The following is a 20,529-nucleotide window of genomic DNA, read 5'->3' as shown; positions in this document are numbered from 1 at the left end:
ATGAAAATTAAAGATTAAAAATCAAGAGACAGCTTGAAGCCATAAGAACGAATGCTTGGCAAAGTAGCTCTAAGGATACCTTGGTTAGTACCTACCCCTGAGAAAGCCGACTCAGGATCTTCGTTGCGACCGGAAGCATTCCACTGAAATACGTTTCTGCCGATCAACGCGAACGTTACATTGTTAAGGTTGTATTTTGTCGTAATCGCTCTTGGCAATGTATAGGCAAGGGTAATTTCTCTCATTTTGAAATTGGTTGCATCGTATGTTCTGGTTGCTGAGAAGTTCCAGATGATATCACCGTATCCGTTGTAAGGGAAATCGTAGAAGGTATTTTTAGGGTTAGCACCGTTGACGATATAGTCAGCATCTGTTGCTTTGGCAGGATCGCCCGTATAGTTTGGATTGAGGAATACCCCTTTTACATAACTTGCATCCTGAAAATTAGAACGTTTGTCATCATTGTTGTTGTTGATAGCCGCGTATTCACTGGCACCTTCTGCCGGCCAAACCAATCCGCCGTTTTCAGCATCACGTCCACCTACCCACCAAGGGTTGTCTGCGCCCGACCCCAACGTCGTGTTTGCTCTTCCGTTTGACTCAGCATATTGCTGGTTAACCGATACATACTTGCCTCCTTTGCGGAAACTTCCAACCAGACCGAGTGTAAATTGTTTGTATTTAAGGGTTGTGTTCAAACCTAAAATGAAATCAGGGTTGAAGTTGCCCAATTTGCCACGATCTCTTTCGTCACTTGATTTTTGAATTTTCCCTTCCGAATTATCCAACAATGGCATACCCGCATATTTTCCCGTTTTCACCCGTAAAATCGGACTTTCTTCGTAGATACTTCCGATCACTTCTCCTTCGGCGATCTTTACTTTGGTTTTACCATCGTAGCTGGCGAATACATAACCTGCAGGGGCAAATTTGTCAGACAGGCGAGTGATGGTTGCTTTATAATGCGTAAAGCTGGCCGAAACATCCCACGTCAGGTCTTTGGTTTTGATAGGTGTAAAGTTCAATCCCCACTCAAATCCTTTGTTACGCACATCACCGATGTTGGTCAATAATCCCGTATAACCTGTTCCCTGAACCAATGGGATATTGTCAATTTGGTCTTTTTGGTCTTTTATAAAGTACGTAAAATCAAATTTGATGCGGTTGTTGAACATCCAGATATCCGTACCGATCTCTTTTGAAACCGAGTGCTGTGCCTTCAAATTAGGATCAACAATGGAAGCATTCAAGCTTACTGTATTAATAGAACCCCAAGGGCTTGCATCATAGCTATACGTATCAATAGATCTTTTGCGTACCAGTCCGTTTCCTACATCAGCATAGTTTAAACGGGCTTTCACGAGGTTAAATACCGACGGAAGTTTGACCGTTTCAGAAAGTACCCAGCTCAAAGAAGCCGAAGGATAGAAATAACTGATCTTTTCCTGTGCATAAGCACCTTTCCAGTCGTTACGGCCGGCCAATTCCAGGAATAATTGGTTGTCATAACCAAAATTTGCCGTTCCATACGCGCTGACAGACTTTCCTACCAAGTAAGGGTTTCCGTTTACGGTCAGGGTTCCTGCTTTGATGTTACCTAACGTAAACAACGCAGGTGAACTCAGGTCACCACCGACGATCTCCATTGATTCGGCATTGGTGTAGCGATAGTTACCTCCGCCGGCTACTGTTACCGACATTTTACCAAAAGTATTATTGTAGGTAAGAATTGCATCGGTGTTGGCTTCAATGCTGCTGTTGGTTCCTGACACGAATTGTCCGAATGCATCACCTTTACCACCCCATGATTGTCTCAATTCATAATTTTCTTTCACGTTCTGCATCCCTGTACGCAACATTAATGAAAGCGGTTTGGCCAATTGCCAGTCTAACTGTACTTTACCGAAGTAGTTGTCACGAGCAAATTTGTGGATTTTTTCGTATGTGTTCCACCAAGGGTTATTTTGAGAAACGTCGATACCGTTGTCTTTCATGATGGCGCCGTTTTGTCTGATACCCACAAAACCCGGCATCCAATAATCTTTCATCTGATCCAGCGACTGCAAGTTGGTCGGAATATTGAACAACAGATCGTTCAATACGCTGTTAGAACCGGTAGTATTCTGTTTGTTGGGGGTGAACGTTTTAATGTAGCTTCCGCTTACCGAAACCCTTACGTCTTTCGTCAGGTTATAGGTTGTATTCAAACTGAAAGATTTCTGATCTGTCTTGGTATTTGGCATTACACCTTTGTTATTCATATCAGATACCGAAAAGCGGAAAGAGCCTTTGTCATAATTGCCCGTTACCCCTATTGTATTCGTTACAGTGTTTCCTGTCCGCAAATAAGCCTGTACACGGTCTTCATTAGAAGAAACCATCGGGCCGTTTTTCCACTGTTTTGCGGCTACGTCCCAATAATTAGACGAAAATTTACCATCCAATTTCGGTCCCCAGGTATCTGTATTATCGTATTGCCATTCATACGCCCGTTCTCCCTGTCCGTAGCTCATTTGCTCAGGAAAGAATTGGTAGGCTTTATCGGCAGTAGCTGAAGTAGTAAAGCTCACGCCAATCCCTTTTTTAAGACCTGCGCCCGATTTTGTAGTGATCATCACAACACCGTTACCACCTTCTGCGCCATACAGTGCACCCGCGCTGCCGCCTTTCAAAATAGTGACCGAAGCAATGTCTTCCGGGTTTAACTGAGAGAGAATGTTTCCGAAGTCAACGCCGTCTTTATTGGTAAACGACTGAGTTCCTACGGGAATACCGTTAATGACGTACAACGGCTGGCTTTTCAGCGAAACGTTGGCATCGCTCAAGGTTGGCATCGCCGACGTACCCCGAATGTTGACCAATACTGAAGAAGTAGGATCACTGCTGATGTTGGTCAGGTTGACCCCACTCACTTTTCCGTCCAACGACTTCATCAAGTTGGGGTTACCCGCTTTAACGATATCTTCCGATTTCAATTCACCTACTGAAAACGCCAGCGATCTTTTTTCACGGCTAATACCCAACGCCGTTACAACGACTTCCTGTAGATTTTCCGCTCCGGGTTCCATGGTTACGTCGATCACGCTGCGTGTACCTACCGGTATTTCAACAAGGCTATAACCAACAAATGAAAAAACCAACACGGGATTGTTTCCACTTACTTCAATAGAGTAATTTCCTGTACCGTTACTGCTTGACCCGCGCTGTGTTCCTTTCAGGACAATGTTGACGCCGGGCATACCGGAACCGTCTTCTTTAGTGGTAATTTTACCGGTTACGGTGCGAACCTGTGCCCAAGTTGTGGCGAAACATCCTCCCACAACTATTGTCATCAGAAGCAAACGCCTTAGCGTTCGTTTTAAAATAGAGTTGTAGTTCATCTTTTTTTCGATATTTAAAGTAGTTTAATTGTACCCTTAAATACGGCTTTTACCGGTAGATGTACTATTGCCGAGAAGATTATTTTTTTGTTAAGTGCGAGAAAAAAAATAGGCATTAGGCTAAAAATCAAGCTGATATGGCTTTATAACACCATTTTACAGCTCCCCGGCAGTATGGTTTTTAAGGCAGAAAAATAGCGTAATAAAAATGGCAGGATTATTCTACAATGTAAGGAAATTGCCCAAGCTCGGCAAGTTATTCCAACAGCCGGGGGCAAATTAAATCATGAAACCTACAGGCAGGATTACAATACAGCAGCCATGTCTACTCTTTCACGCAGGAATTGTTTGGCTTTGACCAATTGATTTTTAACGGTATTCTTTGATATCCGCATCAATTCCGCAATTTCCTGATACGATTTACCTTCTTCCACGTTAAGTTTCAGAATGATTTTTCGTTTTTCAGACAGAGAATCAATGGCGGTACGAAGACGTACGATCTTTGCTTCTTCGGTTTCAATTTCGTCGCTGTGTCTGTCCTCCATTCGTTCCATGTATTGCTGTCTGATAAAATGGCTTTTTTCCATTTTTTTGAAATAATCAAAAGCCAGATTTCGCAAACAGGTAAACAAATAGGAGTTGAAATTGAGTTCAGGATTTATTTGGGTTCTTTTTTCCCAAATCTTTATAAATACTTCATGTAACATGTTTTCTGCCTCTTCTTCGTCTTTCACGAGAGAAACACAGAATTTAATGGCAGGTGTTTTGTAGTGGTTATATAACTCCGCAAAGGCTGTCTGATCACCTTGGATTACTTTACGCAGGGTATATTCGCTGATACAGGCCATGGTGTATTTTTTAGGGAAAGGTTAGAACTGGGTATAGGTTGTAAAAGGACTAATAAATCTTAGAATTGTGAAAGTAAAATTACATCCTTATTTTCGAGAAACCATCTCAAATTGCGTAAATATATCCTCAATTTGCGCAAATTATCAAAGACATATCATTCCCTTAATAAAAGCCTATAAACCATTGTAAAACTATTATTTAGCCATAACAATTTGTTCATATTTCCGGCTTTCGTCCTTGCATCTATCGCCCAAAAACGCAGAAAATGCTCTATTCGCTAAAATTGACAATTTCTCAATAGCCTACCCTCTTCGGAACGTAGTATTATCTCTGCAAGACACCACGCAGAAAAATGAAATCTTTTCCCAAAAGTGCCTACTTCTCTTTCCTGTTTTTACTCTTTTCGGGCAACATTGACGGACAGAATCAGTCCCTGAGTTCATACCAAGATACACAATTTTGGCAGGAAACGCACGAAGCTTATCCTGTTCATGCGACTGCTTCCGCTCCCAATGAAGTGAGAAGTATTGCCGTTGACAAAAATTTAACTATCTGGATAGCCACGGCGGCCGGGGTGTTCATAAAAAAAGAAAATCAATCTTCATGGACCGCACTCCCGACCGAAGGTGGTAGCGGGCCGGCCTTTTCGGTAGCAATTGACCATAAAAATAATGCATGGCTCGGTACTTGGGACGGCGTATATCGGGCTACCGGCACGAAGCTTGAACGCATCCCGGGAGTGACTGCTCCCATCTCTGCCCTGTGCGCAACCCCGGAAGGAATGACGGCCGTTGGTCCCAAAGGTATTTGGTTTTTTGACGGTCGGCAGTTTGTTAAAAAAGACTACGAAATACCCCGTTCGGTACGTGATGTCACTGTCGATTCTAAGGGCGATTTGTGGCTGGCAAGTGACGTCGGATTGTATACTATTAATAAGGTAGGAAAAAGCACTGTTTTCAGGAACAAAAATGAAGTTTTGAGCGCATATATAAAAGGTATAACGCTCGACTCACAAAATAAGCTTTGGGCAGGCGGTTTAGGTGGAGTAACCATTTTGCAACATGGAAAGAAGGAACGCACCATCACTACTGCTCAAGGTTTGCCGACGGTGTATGTCACCTGCGCCAAAACCGCCCCTGATGGCACGGTATGGGTAGGCACCGAAGAAGGCGTTGTTCGGTATTATACCGATGGCACTCATTCGTTACGTTTCACGCGCCGATGGCTGCTGAATGATCACGTTTTAGACATTGATTTTGACTCCAACGGCAACGCATGGATAGCCACCAAAAGAGGAGTAAGTATGATCAAGCGTCAGAAAATGACGTTGGCGCAAAAAAATGATTATTTCCATGACGTACTGCTTAAACGCCATATCCGAACGCCGTGGATCGCGGGGCAATGCCGGTTGGAAAAAGCGGGTGATCTGACCACTTGGCAACCCGAAGACGATGATAATGACGGAGAATATACGGGGAATTATTTGGCAATGGAAGCGTTTCGTTATGCCGCCACCAAAAGCCCGGATGCCAGGGAAAATGCAAAAAAAGCGTTCGGTTTTCTGAAACTGCTACAGGAGGTAACTGATACGGAAGGCTTTTTTGCACGAACGATTGTTCCTATCGACTGGAAACATGAACTTCACGATGAAAATCGCACGTTTACCCTCACCGAACTTGCCGATGAATTGGTCAAAGAACCGCGCTTCAAACCCGTTGAGGTTCGTTGGCGAAAATCCAAAGACGGCAAATGGCTCTGGAAAGGCGACACCAGCAGCGATGAAATGTGCGGACACATGTTCGGCTATTATTTTTATTACGAATTGGTTGCCGACGAAGCCGAAAAAGCCATAGTTCGGAAGCATATAGCGCGAATCGTGGATTACCTCATTAAACACAATTACAATTTTATAGATGTTGACGGCAAAGCTACCCGCTGGTCGGTATGGTCGCCTGACCAGATCAACCGTGACCCTGAGTGGGCACCCGACAAATTTCAAAACTCAATGGAATTGTTGGGTTATCTAAAACTGGCGCACTACGTAACCAACGACGAAAAATACCAACGCGAATACCTTCGCCTGATCGAAAAGGAGCATTATCTGGAAAACATGGCGCAGGTTGTTCACCAAAACCCTGCGTGGTTTATCTATTTCGACGTGATGTTGCAGGCGTATATGTATCCGATCTTTTTGAAATGCGAGAAAGACCCTCAACGATTGGCCTTCTATCAAAAACACATGGATGAATGGTTTGAAAAGCGTAAAGGCGACCATAACCCGCTCATCAATTTTATTTATTGCTATTCAAGAAACAAAAAGGCAGAACTCGCCAATTCGGTTGATTTTCTGGTGGATACACCGCTTGATCTCATTGATTGGCCCATTGATCATACCAAACGCGAAGACCTGAAGATAGTGCGCGAGCCTGTGTTGGAAGACGAACAAGTCAATATTCTTCAACCCGCCAGCCTCCGAATGACTGTTCGTTGGGACAAAAATCCCTGGACTGCCGCCGGAGGTGATCCTCACCGCGAACGAGAGCCTGTTTTCTGGCAATTACCCTACTGGATGGGTCGCTACTTGGGCATGATTCGCTAATGAAGTGCCTTTGGTTGCTCACAACCGAAAGGGTACCCAAATCGTGCATAGTGTCTTCGGTTACTCATAACCGAAGACATTTCAAACTGAATAACTCGTTTCTTTATATTTTTCTCTAAACACAAGCATTCAATCAATAATCATAAATTTTTCCTCATGCGTTCAATCCCTTTGCTCTTACTGTTTTGCGTTGGATTATTTATTTCATGCAGCAAAAAATCTACGACCCAACCTGTTTACGAAGATGTTCCCTTTCTGCAGGATTACAGCATCAAATATTATGCTGAACCTGCCAATGGTACGTTGATCTCGGCCTTCAGTGACCGCAACGGCGTTGTTAAAATTCTGTCAAGTGCGGGGTTGTTTCAACCCTACGACGGGCAATTTTTATACCACGGAAAACTGCAGGCCGACGGCACTTATCGCCCGCTAAAAGATAAAAAAATTGCAGGTTTAGGGGTTCTTGAAAACCAATTCGTTTTTTTGGATGATAAAACCGTCTTGAGCAATGCATGGGCCGGTAAATTGTTCTCCAAACATCAACTTCCTGCCGCTCATCTTTTCACCGCAGGGAAAGATTTTACTTTTTTAGTTTCCGACGGAAAATCATTGGAACTTATCAAAGATTCAACTTCGCTGTGGAAAGGTGATCTTGGCGGCGACGAAGTGATCTCGATCCGCTATCAATCTGACGCCGCTACGTTCTGGATTTTGGGCAAAAAATCATTGCATACCTTATCCGATAATAAATTAACAAGCGTTTTTCAAGGAACAGGATTCACGTCCTTTGATATTACCGACGACGCTAAAAAGTTGTTTATCGGTACACCGGATGGGTATATTGAATGGGATGTTACCACAAAAAAACAGGTAGGAGAAATCCACAAAAAACTTCCCTGGACCGAAATCACCGCCGTTGACGCCATCGGCGATAAAGTATGGTTTGGTACTACCAACGGTGCATTTGCCCTGCGCTCTGACGGCAAGTTTGATTATTACAACGGAGAACGCTGGTTGCCAAGCAATGGTGTCGTTCATCTTTCCGAAGGGCCCAATAAATCCGTATTAGTGCTTACAACGGCAGGTTTGGGTCAGATCTGTTTCAAAGAAATGACATTGCAGGAAAAAGCAATGTATTATGAAGAACAAGTGCGCAGCCGCCACATCCGTAATGGCTTCAATGCTTCGTTGGATAACATGGAAAAAGGCAACATTGCTTCCGGTTATTTAGCTGATTCGGACAACGATGGTCTATGGACTTCGATGTATTTGGGCGGAGAAATCTTCCGCTATGCCGTAACCAAAGAAGAAGATGCGCTTCAAAATTGCCGCGAAGCGTTGGATGCAATGGAACGTTTGTATACTATCAATCCCGTTCCCGGTTTTCCGGCTCGTTCGTTTGAGCGGGCGGGTTATATTTCCCAACTTGCCGATCCTGACCGTTGGCAACACGCCCCTGATCGCAACTGGGATTGGAAATCAACCACCAGCAGTGACGAAGCCGTAGGGCATATTTTTGCCTTCGGAGCCATGGCCGAACTTATCGACGATCCAACCATGAAAAGCCGCGCCATTGCATTGATCGACACCCTAATGGGCCACATCGTAAAGAATAATTATTACCTGATCGACTACGATGGCAAGCCCACTACTTGGGGACGTTGGAGTCCGGAGTATGTCAATGCTTTTCCAAAAAATGTAGGTGACCGCAAAATCACCTCTTCCAACCTCATGGCGATGTTGCAAACGGCTTATCATTTTACCAATAAAGAAATCTACAAGGAAAAGGCGTTTGAGCTGATGCAGAAACACGGCTATTTGGAAAACCTGATGCGCCCCATGAAAGAGATCGGCCCTGCTCCCGGTGAAGCGGATGCACTCAGCAAAGAACTTTCCGACGGCTGGAATCACTCCGACGATGAAATGTATTTCATAAGTTACTGGGGATTATATCGTTACGCGTTCAACGACACGCTCAAAGCTAAATACAAAGAAGCCATTATTGATCACTGGCAGATCGAACGTCCGGAAAAAGAAGGGGCTTGGAATATATTTACAGCGTTGACGGGCAACTCAGAATTTGATCTCAACGAAGCCGTTTGGTACTTAAAAGAGCATCCGCTTGACCTTATTGATTGGGCAATTTCCAACAGTCACCGCAAAGATGTTGAAAAATTAGCGCCCAATTTCCGTGGTCAAACGCTGAAAGAAGTACTGCCTCCCGATGAGCGTCCCGTGCAGCGCCACAACGGCAATATGTTCCAACTCGACCGCACCGGCAGCAATGGCACTTCCGAACACAGCGCAGGAGATATTTGGCTGTTGCCTTATTGGATGGGCCGCTATTTGAACGTCATCAGCGCCCCGAAGAAGTAGAATTAATTAATTTCTGAAGAGGGTTGCAATGGCATAATATGTAAGCCATTGCAACCCTCTTTTGTTACTTTTCCTGATTGAAAGCGTCGAACATAGAAAAATAAGCCGAACAAAATTTACTTTTCTATGAAATACACCTTTCTTCTTGTATTTATAGCTTTCAATACATATTCCCAAGGCCTGCAATTAGAACATTGGTTAAGATATAATGATAAAGATTTTAAATCCGGATGTAAGATTATTCAACATTTGGTCGATGATACTAATTTCGACGGTATTGCTGAAAATATATTGCTAACGGAAGATACACTTAATCAAGACAGTGAAGGCTCTGTTGTATTTTATATTATTCAATTAAATAATAATGGCCTATACAAGAAATTATTTAAAAATAACATGCTTGCCCAATGTCGATCCTGTGGAGGTGGCGCAAGCAGTATAGGAGAAATTGAAATTAACGAAGATAAGTCTATTAGTTTTACAGCCCATTATGGCTCAAGACAAAAGGGAGAGCACCATACAACTATTTACTATAACAAAGAATTTCAAAAATGGGAAGTCAGATCTTTAGGTTTCTACTGGTATGATGGCCTTGATCCGGACGGAATTTCACCGGGCGCAAACGGCTCCTGGAATTTTGAATCTAACTATTTTAAAAACCCTATTTTTATAAATGAGTCAACAGGAGGCACTTGGGAAATAATCCAGCAAATAAGGGTAAACAAATATTTTAAAGTAATTTCACCTAAAACATATTTTAAAGCTTCGGACAATATTAATAACTCAACAAATAACTATCTAATCCAAGGTGATTTTATTGAATGCGAATATGAGATTAAAGATTTTTGTGGATGCGAATTCATTAATAAAAGTAGAGGAACACAAGGCTTTTTAAACAAGAAAGACCTCATTGAAGTATTTGTAAAAAAAGAAACCACTAATTTCTATTTAGTCACAGAGTCAAAAGCTGAAATTTACTCGTCTCCTTCTTTTAATAAAAAAACTACAGGATATGTAATTAAAGGGGATGAATTGTCTTGTCCATATTCTTATGGCGGTTTTCTAAAGTGTGACTTTGAAAAAGAGGATGCGAAAAATAGTGTTATTGTTCGAAATGCGTTTTTTATTCATCAAAAGTCAGTTAAACCGAGAAAGTTTTAATTTTTTAAATCATTTCACCGGTTAACAGAACTTTCCCTGCCAATTACATCTTTTTTAAAATAGTTTGCAGGCAGGAAACCTCCGCAAAGGCAAACGCCTTGCAAATGAGAAAGGTATAAATGCTTATATTATCAGCTGTAATTAGTTGAAGATTCTCACCTATTTCTCCACATTTCCTACCAAAACCACTTTGTTAACAGATTCATTTTTGGCCTCAATTATTTTAGAAAAATCGCGTAAATCATTGCCCGAAAGGACAATATCAGTTTCAGCGATTGCCTCAAATTTCAAAAATGCTTTGCCGGGAGCTTGGAGCAGTGGTGTGCAATCCGCAATTTTAACCGCTTTGCTACCTCTTACGTTGATAAATGCCTCGCTCTGAGCTGACACCGTAGCCGAAACCCCGGCAATACAGGTGTTATCAACATCATCAAGCACAATGGCAGGGCGGTCTTCGGGATTGCTGTAGTACAAACGCACATTTTGCAGGGAAAAATTACGGGCATGTCTTATCTGAAAACCATAGGCATTATTGATACCAAACTGTTCAGCATCAGGGTATTTCTTCTCATTCTCAGGCAATTTCTTTTGGGCATCTTCAATCGTTCCGCCCCCGGAAAACGTGATGGAAATATTGGATAAGTGTATATTTTCAAGTTCATGCCCCGGCAAACCCGCCAATAAACAGCCAAGTTTTGAGGCTCCCGTAGCCGAGATATTTGAAATCTGAACGTTCCGCAAGGTACCGACAGGCACTATTCCCTGTTCCTTCTTATACGGCCTTGCCCGGTTTCCGAGGCGAAGAAAAATGGGGGTTTGGGGGCCTGAAATACGTATATTATCAATCATGACTCCCTCCAATTGCCCCCCATCGACGGAGGCGAGCGTAATACCGCTGTTACCCTGAGGGTTTCCATAGATCGCTTTATCTGACACAACTGATGGCTTTACAATACAATTGGTAATAGTGATATTCTTAAAACCGCCCGACGACTCAGTACCGCATTTGATGGCATTGCAATGACTGCTGACAATACAATTGCTGATGACAACATTTTCAACCGGATACTCATTCATACTTTTGAGGGTAATCCCATCGTCGTCGCTATCACCGACACAATTGACGATCCGAACGTTTTTACATCCGTCGATGTCCATCATATCGTTGTTTTTGTTGCTGTGATTAAAGACATTGATCCCATCAATCAGCACATCTTCGCAATTGAGATAATGTTGCATCCAAAAACCCGAATTTTGGAGACGGAGGTCTTTGACTGAAAGGTTTTTTACCTGTACAAACCAAAAAAGGAAGGGTCGCGCGTTATAATTTTTAGGAAAGAAGGGAGATGTATCTTTAAAATGACTGCCTCTTCCGTCTATCGTTCCGTTACCCTTCAATGCTATATTCTTTTTCCCTTCGGCATAAAAAAGCGAAAAATGGATATTTTCACTGCTGTAATAAGGGATTTTGGGTGTAATAACGGGGTAGTTTTTGATGGCAGTATCGCCAAGAATTGTTGCCCCTCCGGAAATATCCAACGTGATATTGTCCTGCAAAAAAACTGTCGCCGTAATGTATTGACCCTTTGGAAAAAAAACCGTACCTCCACCTTTTGCGGCACACACATCTACCGCTTTTTGAATAGCTTTAGTATCTAAGGTATGGCCATCTCCTTTGGCTCCGTAATTTTTAACGTTAAAAAAAACGCTGTCCTGAGCGTATAGGGGCAATTGTAAACAAATAATAAAAAGAAAAAAGTACTTATGCATAGATAAATTAAAGGCTTGAAATGCTTAAAAGTGATTCATATTCAATTGAATACCTTTAAACACCTCAAGCCTGTTAAGTTTCAAAAGGAATCATTACAACGTCAAATTCCAACCGTCGCGGTATTCGCGTTTCACGAACTGATTGGCTAAATCGTAGTTTGTAATTTTCATATTCGGTGCGTCGTAATACAACTTCTTCCGACCGTTGTAACGATCTGAGGAACGTTTTGCGGTTGGGTTGTCGCGAAGCATCCAACTGCGCAGAGCCAAATTACCGATCAAAATACTTTCCGTAAACGGCGCTGCATATTCAAACGGTGAGCTCGTTACGCCTTTGCCATAGCCGGCAATACAGGCATTAACCCACTGTAAATAGTGGTTTTCGTCGGGAACGCGGGCAATGGTTTCGGGAATATTGAGTGTTTCGTTGGCTTTCAATGGCAACAAACGAGGCTTGGCACCGTAACAGTCGGCCATCAATTTTCCTTTCGAGCCAATGAACAATACACCGCCGTCGGAATTACCGAAACTTTCGCCCGGCAATAACTCTTCGGGAAGTTCGGGCAAAATACCGCCGTCGTACCAACTTACTTTGATGTTGCCTTTGTTGTCTTTACGGGGATAATCCAAGTGGATAGAGGTCGAAAACGGCGTCCAATCCGGGTTATCGTCTTGTGGACGCAACGTAAACGTCCACGTTCCCGCCACACTACATTCTACAGAAGTAGGATAATCGATCGGCAAAATTCGATAAATCGGGTCCATGATATGGCAAGCCATATCACCCAAGGCACCCGTACCGTACGGCCACCAACCACGCCAGTTCCAAGGTAAATAAGCTTCGTTATAGGGTACTTTTTTGGCAGGCCCCAGCCACAGATCAAAGTCCAATTCTTTGGGAATATCGTAGGTTTTATCCGTTGGCATAGCTTGCGGCCATACCGGGCGGTTGGTCCAGGCCAATACTTTATGTACATCGCCGATAATGCCCGAATCGTAGATTTCTTTCATTCGACGCACGCCGTTGCCTGAGCCGCCCTGATTTCCCATTTGGGTGATCACTTTGTATTTTTTAGCAGCCTGCCCCAAGATACGCGCTTCGTAAATATCGTGCGTTAGGGGTTTTTGGGTATAAACGTGTTTGCCCAATTGCATTGCCGCCAATGTAGCTACGGCGTGGGTATTGTCGGGCGTTGAAATTGAGCAGGCGTCAATGTTTTTCTGTTCTTTGGCCAACATTTCCCGAAAGTCTTTGTAGTAGGTTGCTTTCGGGAATTTCGTCCGCGAATCCACCGCCTGACGGTCGTCTACATCGCAAAGGGCAACGATGTTAACATTCGGGCTTGCCGAAAATGACGCCAGATCGCTTTTGCCTTTACCGCCAACCCCAATGCCGGCAATGTTGAGTTTGTCGCTCGGCGCAATGAAGCCTTTGCCAAGTACGTGGCGCGGAACAATAAAGAACGATGTTGCTGCCACCGAAGAGGCTTTTATAAAATCTCGGCGGCTCTTGGAATCAAGTTTGATCTTTTTTTCTTCCATGATAACGAATAATGTTTTGAGGATTTAGGTGTACACATTGACCTGTTGTATACTACTGAATTACAAGATAATCGTACCTATTTTTTACCTGAAAAATTATTGGCTGAAACAACCCCTGAATTTGTAGGGGCAGGCTTTACGTCTGCCCCGGTTGGCATGTTCTACAGATTGCAACGAGCAGAAGCAAAAAAGACAAAGTTAAACGGCAATCAAAAAAAGGCAAACGTGAAGAGGGCAGACGTAAAGCCTGCCCCTACGTCTACCTGTCCATACACGTACAACTTTTGTCCGTTTTTGGACAGAGATAATTTGCCATAGCAATAAAAACAGGCCATTGCGGCTCAAAAAAGCAGTATTGCAAGTTTGGCAAGGTATTTTATATACAGAAATAGATAAAATAAGTACAGCCTGAAAATTCCAATGTCAACGAATACGACATCGTGATTTGAATCGCTTAAAACTGCCTGTCCTGAAATTCATTCAAGCTAACGAGTGATATGAAACGCAACGAGTCTGATCCGTCACAAAAACCGGCTACCCCGCCAAAGTGGCTTGATAAATGGATGGAATGGTGCTGTGCTCCACATCTGCGCGAGGAGGTAATGGGCGATTTACACGAACGCTATCAAAAAAGGGTCCGGCGATTGGGTGAACGCAGGGCACGGAATCTATATTGGCGAGATATAATGACCTATATGCGCCCCTCTGTTTTAAAACGTAAACCTTCCGATTATTCATCTTCCTCTTTACTATCTGTTAACATGCTACGTAATTACTTCAAAATTGCCTTTCGCAACCTTTGGAAAAGCAAAGGCTACGCGGCCATCAATGTAGTCGGTCTTTCGGTGGCGTTCTGTATTTGTGTATTTCTCTTCCTGACCGCTTATTTACAACTGACGTTTGATTCGTTTCACGCCGACGGCGACCGAATTTTTCAAACCTACTTTTTTACCAACGATCCTGAAAAAGCAACAAAAAGCGGTGCAATGCCCTTGCCCTTGGGACCTGCCTTAAAGGCCGATTTCCCGGAACTGGCCACTGCCCGCGTCATGAACGGAAGAAAGAGTTTGATCGAAGTAAATGGAAACTATTTTGACAAATTGGCCACCATGACCGATGAAGATTTCTTCAAGATATTTTCGTTTCCGCTTCTTAAAGGCAATCGCGAAACGGCCCTGCGTGACATAAACAATATTGTGCTCAGCGAAAACATGGCTAAAGCGGCATTTGGCACACAGGACCCAATGGGAAAAATAGTTTTTCTTGGAAACGAAAGTGATCGAAAGCAATACATTGTAACCGGCGTGGTAAGCGATGCTCCTCACAATTCAACCGTGCAATATGATGCGTTGGTTCGCATTGAAAATTTGCCCAATTACCAACATGGAAAAGATCGTTGGGATAACTTTTCTCACTCGGTCTTCGTAAAATTGCCGCCACACGTAAATCAAGCCGCTTTTGAAAATCGACTGAAACCGTTTGCCAAAAAATATCTTCCCGCTACACTCGAAGAGCTTACCAAAAAGGGAGCCAAGCCCGACGCCCTAGGGGATGTATTTACGGTACGATTACAGCAACTTTCCAAAGTACATTTTGACCGTGAAATATCCGGAAAAGGTGCGCCGATCGCCATTGTGTATACACTGTTGGGTATTGGTTTTTTTATTCTGTTGATCGCGTGTATCAACTTTATTAATTTAAGCATTGCCCGTTCATTCACCCGCGCCAAAGAAGTAGGCGTACGCAAGTCGTTGGGAGCGCTCAAAAATCAGCTTTTTGTTCAGATATGGAGTGAATCTACGATGATCTGCTTTGTCAGTTTTGCGGTTGGTTTGACATTGGCCTACGCACTTTTACCCGAATTTAATGCACGATTTGACGCTCGTCTTACCCTTGATCACCTATTTCAACCGGGATTCATTGCGATGATAGCAGGCTTGTTTGTCGTCGTTACTTTATTGGCGGGAGGCTATCCTGCATGGCAAATGACCCGCTTCAATCCGGTGGAGGTTTTGAAAGGGAAAGTTTCCATAAAACGTCCCGGAATCTTACGCAACTCGCTCATTGTTACGCAGTTTTCTATGTCAAGTTTATTGGCCTGCTGCACCATCATTGCCTCACAACAGGTAGATTTTCTTCGAACAAGACCTCTTGGTTTTGACAAAGAACAAGTTATCAGTATTCCGGTAGGCAATCAGGTAAATGGTCGCCAGGTTCTCGGGCGCCTGCGCAATAAGTTGGCGAATGACCCTTCAATACTTTCCATAACGGGTACCGGCGTCAATCTGGGACGCGGAAAAGACCGTGTCACTTCACGATCTACGGTTGGCTTTACCTATAAAGGACGAAAAGTTGAAACGGATTGGCTATTGGTCGATTATGACTATTTCAAAACGCTGAATATTAAGCCCACAGCGGGTCGGGAATTCAGTCGCGCGTATTCGTCTGATTCCGTAAATCGGATCATGATCACGGAAAGCATGGCCAAAGCAATGGGCGAAGCCAATCCGGTAGGTTTATTGTTTGGTGACGACAGCGATAGCTCAAATACCAAGTCGCAAATCATCGGTGTTGTACCTGATTTTCATTTATATTCCATTGCCAGTGAAAAACGTCCCATTTCGATACATCTTTCGTCGACCGAGGCTATTCGTTATCTTTTTGTGCGCGTTGCGCCTTCAAGTTCAGCCAATTCAATGGATCGCCTGAAAAAGGTCTGGAAAGAGGTGGCTCCGCAGTCTGAATTCATTGGATCATTTCTGAATGAAAACATTGATAATTGGTACCAAGATGAAGAAATGCTCTCACGGATCACCGGCCTTTCTGCCGGCATTGCCATTTTGCTGTCCTGTTTGGGTCTGTTTGCCGTGGCATTGATGGTCATTGAGCAGCGTACCAAAGAAATTGGAATTCGGAAAGTGATGGGCGCAGGCATTCCCAACCTCATCATGGTGCTCTCGCAGGATTTTGTCAAATTGGTGCTGATTGCCTTAACCATTGCCATTCCGCTGGCATGGTTTGGCATGAAATCGTGGCTCGACAGTTATCCGGAACGCGTGGAAATCAGCGTGTGGGTCTTCCTAATGGTTGGGTTGGTTTCTATCCTGATCGCGTTGGCAACGGTCAGTTTCCAAACCGTCAAAGCCGCCTTGGTGAATCCGATAAAATCGTTAAAGTCTGAATAACAGTCCATTCCAACGTCGGCAAGAAGGCGTCCCAGACAACGTCGGCAAGGTTCAAAACCTTGCCGACGTTAACTTATTCGCTTTTATTTTATTGGTTTTATCGAAACATCATCCACATAAAAAACCGCCGGTGTTACCATTTCATCCGCACCGGCAAGAGGTGGATGCAGATCTTCATTAGGCGTTTTACGGTTGGGTAAATTGCGGTAAGGGCCCGTGCGCAGCGATAACCGTTCCACCGACTTAACAGCTTCAGCTAACGCGGCTCCCTGAATCACTTTTTTGCCATTAATAGACAGATCAAAATTGCCCGTTAACTGCGCATTGACCGTAAAAGTTAATTCATACCACTGCTCCGATTGATAGGTTTGCACTATTTTCTCAGCGCCTCCGTCGGTTACGACAATATTTCCTTTCCCGTCAAAACGCAGCCGAACGGGGCGGTTTCCGTAGCGGTCAGTGATATCTATTTCCAGCAAACCCGTTTGGTTTTGTGAAGGCTGAACTTTCAACGAACATTCTATTTTATTTCCCTCTTCAAATACACGGATAGCTCGGGCGTAATCGTAAGGGTCTTTATCGGTCAATTCAATGCATTTGCCCGTTGATTTAGGCGTATTTACTACCGTAACGGGTGCCCACTGTGGTGCATATACGTTCCAATCGCTGATATTTCCATTGAGGTCAAGCGCGTCAAAATTATCGCTTACGTTTCCTTTGACTTCGTACCGAACGGGCGTCGGAATACGACTCAGCCAAATATCCTCTTTATTCATGCTGTACGACAGCCACATGTCACTGCCGGGCGGATTGCCGTTGCCTTCTTCAATGCCACGCATGTAACACGGCCCAAAATCTTTCCAACGCCCAAAAAACCGACGCGGCGGCACTTCTCCCTGCACAAGCAACATATTGTCAAACACCGCGCCATCATCGCTCGTAATGATCGTGAGCGGAAAGCGGTGTTCGTCCATTTCGATGGGATTATAACACAGCGCATAGCGCCCGTCGTCGGTGCGCTGGCCCCATTGTTTCCCGCCTGCCATGGTCAGTGTCGGTACTTTAACGGGTTGAGAAAACGTATTTCCTTCGTCAGGAGATAAAGCCGCCTTGGAACGTTTCCACAATGCCACCACTTTGCCATCTTTGCGATGATAATACGATAAGGCCTGTATATCAAGCGATTTATCAAGATTATTTTTGTAAAAACCGTCCAAACCAAGGTCTTCTTCGCGCCATTGTAACGTCATGAGTTTATCGGCTAAAAGCGCAGTACAGGCTTCTACAAAGCCTTTATCGGTTGATTTTTGATAGAATGGATAACTTGTGTTTTTCTCGTTCCAAATCGTTTTATTGGCCGCCGGATGACTGCTGTAACGAATAAAGTAAATAGGGCCATAGGTTCCGTCTTTGTACACCTCCCGAACCACACGCCCAATACCGCCTTCTTTAAAAGGGTCTTCCGTATGTCCGTAAAAGGCCAATGTCAGCAATTTGCCGTTTGGTGCCACGTAAAAGCCCATGCGTTGATGCATCATATATCCATCCGAACCTTTGGGAATTTTCACGCCCTTGGGCGCAACATAGGGCGGAAATACGACTTTCGGTTTACCCCAAACGCGCCCATCTTTGGACGTTACGATCAACGTTTGTCCGGGTGCAATGTGCTCATCCACAGGATTGCTGAGGTATTGTTGATAAAAAGTATCGTTCCAATAACAGAGATTAGAGGCATGATTATACGTCCAACCAAACCCATCAGCCAGTTCCGGATGGGTACGATTGACCCGCACCGTTTGGCGGCTCTCCACTCCTATTGCGTACCGCAATCGTCCTTCATGCACCTGCGGGTCTACGCTTTCGCCTCCTACGTACCGCACAGGCTCATGCTCACTGCCTGTTTGGGCAAATCCTATTCCACTTCCACAAATCAATACTATTCCGTACCAATACGCTTTGTTTATCATCATTTTTCACCGGTAATTCTTGAAATGAATACTGATAAAAAGGGATTTTGGGCTAGTAAGATTGAAAGTTGCAGGATTTTTACCCTTATAAATTTACCCCATAGGGGTTACCTGTTTGTAGCCAAGAATATGCTTCAGGCTAAGCCAAGTGTGCCGTAGGTACACCCCAACGGTTGCATACCTACGGCATGCCGGGCAATTTCAGGCTTTTTTTATTCTACAAACAGGTAGTCCCGATGGGACATTTTGGCAAAATTCATTAAATATCATTTCTACAAAGGTTGAGCCTCTCCGAGGCAACTAGCCTAGAGGTTATACACACAAAGGCACAAAAAATGCCCGCATCATTGAATAACGCGCGCATTTTTCATTAATGTATCTCTACTTCTTAGGAGCCTTGTAAGCAATCCGATACAGCGTTCCGTTCAGATCATCCGTTACGTAAAGCGAACCGTCGGGGCCTTGGGCAAGGCCGGTAGGGCGGTGTTGAATCGGGCCGGTGGGCTTTGCAAGGTCTGTCCCTGCGAAATTATCCGCAAAAACTTCCCACGGTCCGGAAGGTTTGCCGTTTTTGAAAGGCACAAATGCTACCATATACCCTTTTTTAAGTACAGGCGATTGACCGTGAAAAGCGATAAAAGCGCCGTTTTTGTATTTGGCAGGGAACATTTTCCCTGTGTAAAAAAGCACGGCATTAGGCCCAAAGTGCGCAGGGAAATCCGCTACCGGATTGATAGCCTTTTCACCGCCGGTTATTTTACCGTCGCCGCCATATTCGGGGCAAAGAATTTTCTTCTTTTGGAATGGATCATAATAGACATACGGCCAGCCGGCATCGTCGCCTTCGTGTACTTCGTACATAGTTTCGGCAGGCAGTTTTTCGCTGTCTTGGGGCGTGTAATAATTGGGGAATACATCATGGAATTTGCCCCGTCCGTGCATCATCACGAAGAGTGAGTTTGTGCTTGAGTTCCAATCCAATCCTACCACATTTTTCAGTCCGGTGGCGTAGCGGGTTCCGTCGGAATATTGTTGATTGAGTTGGCCGGTTTTAAAGCGCCAAATTCCTCCTACCGAATCCAACAGCGGGCAAGGCATTTTTCCTTTGTTAGTCCCTGCTTCTTTGCACGTTTCATCGTACGAACCCACGTTTACATAAATGTAGCCGTTGTTGTCTACTGCAATATTTTTGGCTTCATCACGACCTTTGCTTACCAAACCCTTTACAATTTGTTCAGGGTTATTAACATCGATAACTTCCTCTTTTTCATTGAGCTTATACCGATATACTCCCGTATTGGATGATGCATACAAATACCCTTGACGAATAAAAATACCCGAGCCTTTGAAGTCACCGAAACCGGTTTTCTCGTCAATGACGCCGTCGCCATTGGTATCGCGGAGGCGGTAAATGGCTTTGCCATCTTTTAACTTATTTATTTTTACATAAATATCACCGCCTTTGCCTACCGCGAGGTGGCGCGGAGTTTCCAGATCTTCGGCCAAAATAGTAGCAGAAAAGCCCGCAGGTATTTTAAGATCAGTGGCCGCAGTGACACCGTACTTGGTATTTTCAGCATTGGGAGTCGTTGTTTCGTCACTTTTGTAAGCGGCTAAACCACTTACCGCAACCAGCGCAGAAGCAACGGAGAGTGTTCGAAGAAATGGATTCATAAGCGTAAAAAGAGGTTGTTGTTAGA

10 protein-coding genes are annotated in these 20,529 nt (G+C 44.0%); 4 read left to right on the top strand and 6 right to left on the bottom strand.

Features of this window, described 5'->3' with window-relative positions; all coding sequences use genetic code 11:
- Positions 1–14: 14 nt before the first annotated feature.
- Together ACQY73_RS25230 and ACQY73_RS25225 are read right to left on the bottom strand one after the other, a co-directional pair.
- Positions 15–3,380 carry a SusC/RagA family TonB-linked outer membrane protein gene (locus tag ACQY73_RS25230; RefSeq protein ID WP_428656366.1) on the bottom strand — a complete coding sequence of 1,122 codons (3,366 nt, stop codon included), beginning with the start codon at positions 3,378–3,380 and terminating at the stop codon, positions 15–17.
- 305 nt (positions 3,381–3,685) lie between these two features.
- Positions 3,686–4,228: an RNA polymerase sigma factor gene (locus ACQY73_RS25225; protein ID WP_428656364.1), complete on the bottom strand. Its 543-nt coding sequence runs from the start codon at positions 4,226–4,228 to the stop codon at positions 3,686–3,688.
- A 353-nt stretch (positions 4,229–4,581) separates the two neighbouring features.
- Between ACQY73_RS25225 and ACQY73_RS25220 the strand changes: the two genes are divergently transcribed.
- The 3 genes from ACQY73_RS25220 to ACQY73_RS25210 all read left to right on the top strand — a co-directional run bounded on the left by ACQY73_RS25220 (position 4,582) and on the right by ACQY73_RS25210 (position 10,365).
- Positions 4,582–6,828, top strand: a complete 2,247-nt coding sequence (locus ACQY73_RS25220) for a ligand-binding sensor domain-containing protein (protein ID WP_428656362.1) — start codon at positions 4,582–4,584, stop codon at positions 6,826–6,828.
- A gap of 156 nt (positions 6,829–6,984) precedes the next feature.
- Complete coding sequence (locus ACQY73_RS25215) at positions 6,985–9,204, top strand: hypothetical protein (protein ID WP_428656359.1); 2,220 nt, start codon at positions 6,985–6,987, stop codon at positions 9,202–9,204.
- A gap of 126 nt (positions 9,205–9,330) precedes the next feature.
- Positions 9,331–10,365 (top strand): hypothetical protein, encoded by a 1,035-nt coding sequence (locus ACQY73_RS25210; RefSeq protein ID WP_428656357.1) that lies wholly within the window; start codon positions 9,331–9,333, stop codon positions 10,363–10,365.
- 159 nt (positions 10,366–10,524) lie between these two features.
- Here ACQY73_RS25210 and ACQY73_RS25205 read toward each other — a convergent pair whose 3' ends face one another.
- Positions 10,525–12,135 carry a glycoside hydrolase family 28 protein gene (locus tag ACQY73_RS25205; RefSeq protein WP_428656355.1) on the bottom strand — a complete coding sequence of 537 codons (1,611 nt, stop codon included), beginning with the start codon at positions 12,133–12,135 and terminating at the stop codon, positions 10,525–10,527.
- 93 nt (positions 12,136–12,228) lie between these two features.
- Positions 12,229–13,677: a Gfo/Idh/MocA family protein gene (locus ACQY73_RS25200; protein WP_428656352.1), complete on the bottom strand. Its 1,449-nt coding sequence runs from the start codon at positions 13,675–13,677 to the stop codon at positions 12,229–12,231.
- Between the two features lie 497 nt (positions 13,678–14,174).
- On the opposite strand from ACQY73_RS25200, the gene ACQY73_RS25195 reads away from it, so the two are divergent.
- On the top strand, positions 14,175–16,862 hold the full coding sequence (locus ACQY73_RS25195; protein WP_428656350.1) for an ABC transporter permease: 2,688 nt from the start codon (positions 14,175–14,177) through the stop codon (positions 16,860–16,862).
- A gap of 83 nt (positions 16,863–16,945) precedes the next feature.
- Here the strand turns inward: ACQY73_RS25195 and ACQY73_RS25190 are convergent, their stop codons facing one another.
- Both ACQY73_RS25190 and ACQY73_RS25185 read right to left on the bottom strand, forming a co-directional pair.
- A complete protein-coding gene (locus ACQY73_RS25190; protein ID WP_428656347.1) occupies positions 16,946–18,832 on the bottom strand; it encodes a hypothetical protein in 1,887 nt (628 codons plus the stop codon).
- Between the two features lie 378 nt (positions 18,833–19,210).
- Positions 19,211–20,503, bottom strand: coding sequence for a PQQ-dependent sugar dehydrogenase (locus tag ACQY73_RS25185; protein WP_428656344.1), 1,293 nt, complete (start codon positions 20,501–20,503; stop codon positions 19,211–19,213).
- Positions 20,504–20,529: the final 26 nt, after the last annotated feature.

Origin of the sequence: Runella sp., assembly GCF_965279615.1 — a bacterium.
GTDB lineage: Bacteria > Bacteroidota > Bacteroidia > Cytophagales > Spirosomataceae > Runella.
The sequence above is the reverse complement of the archived record's forward strand: the minus strand, read 5'-3'. Positions and strand labels throughout refer to the sequence as shown.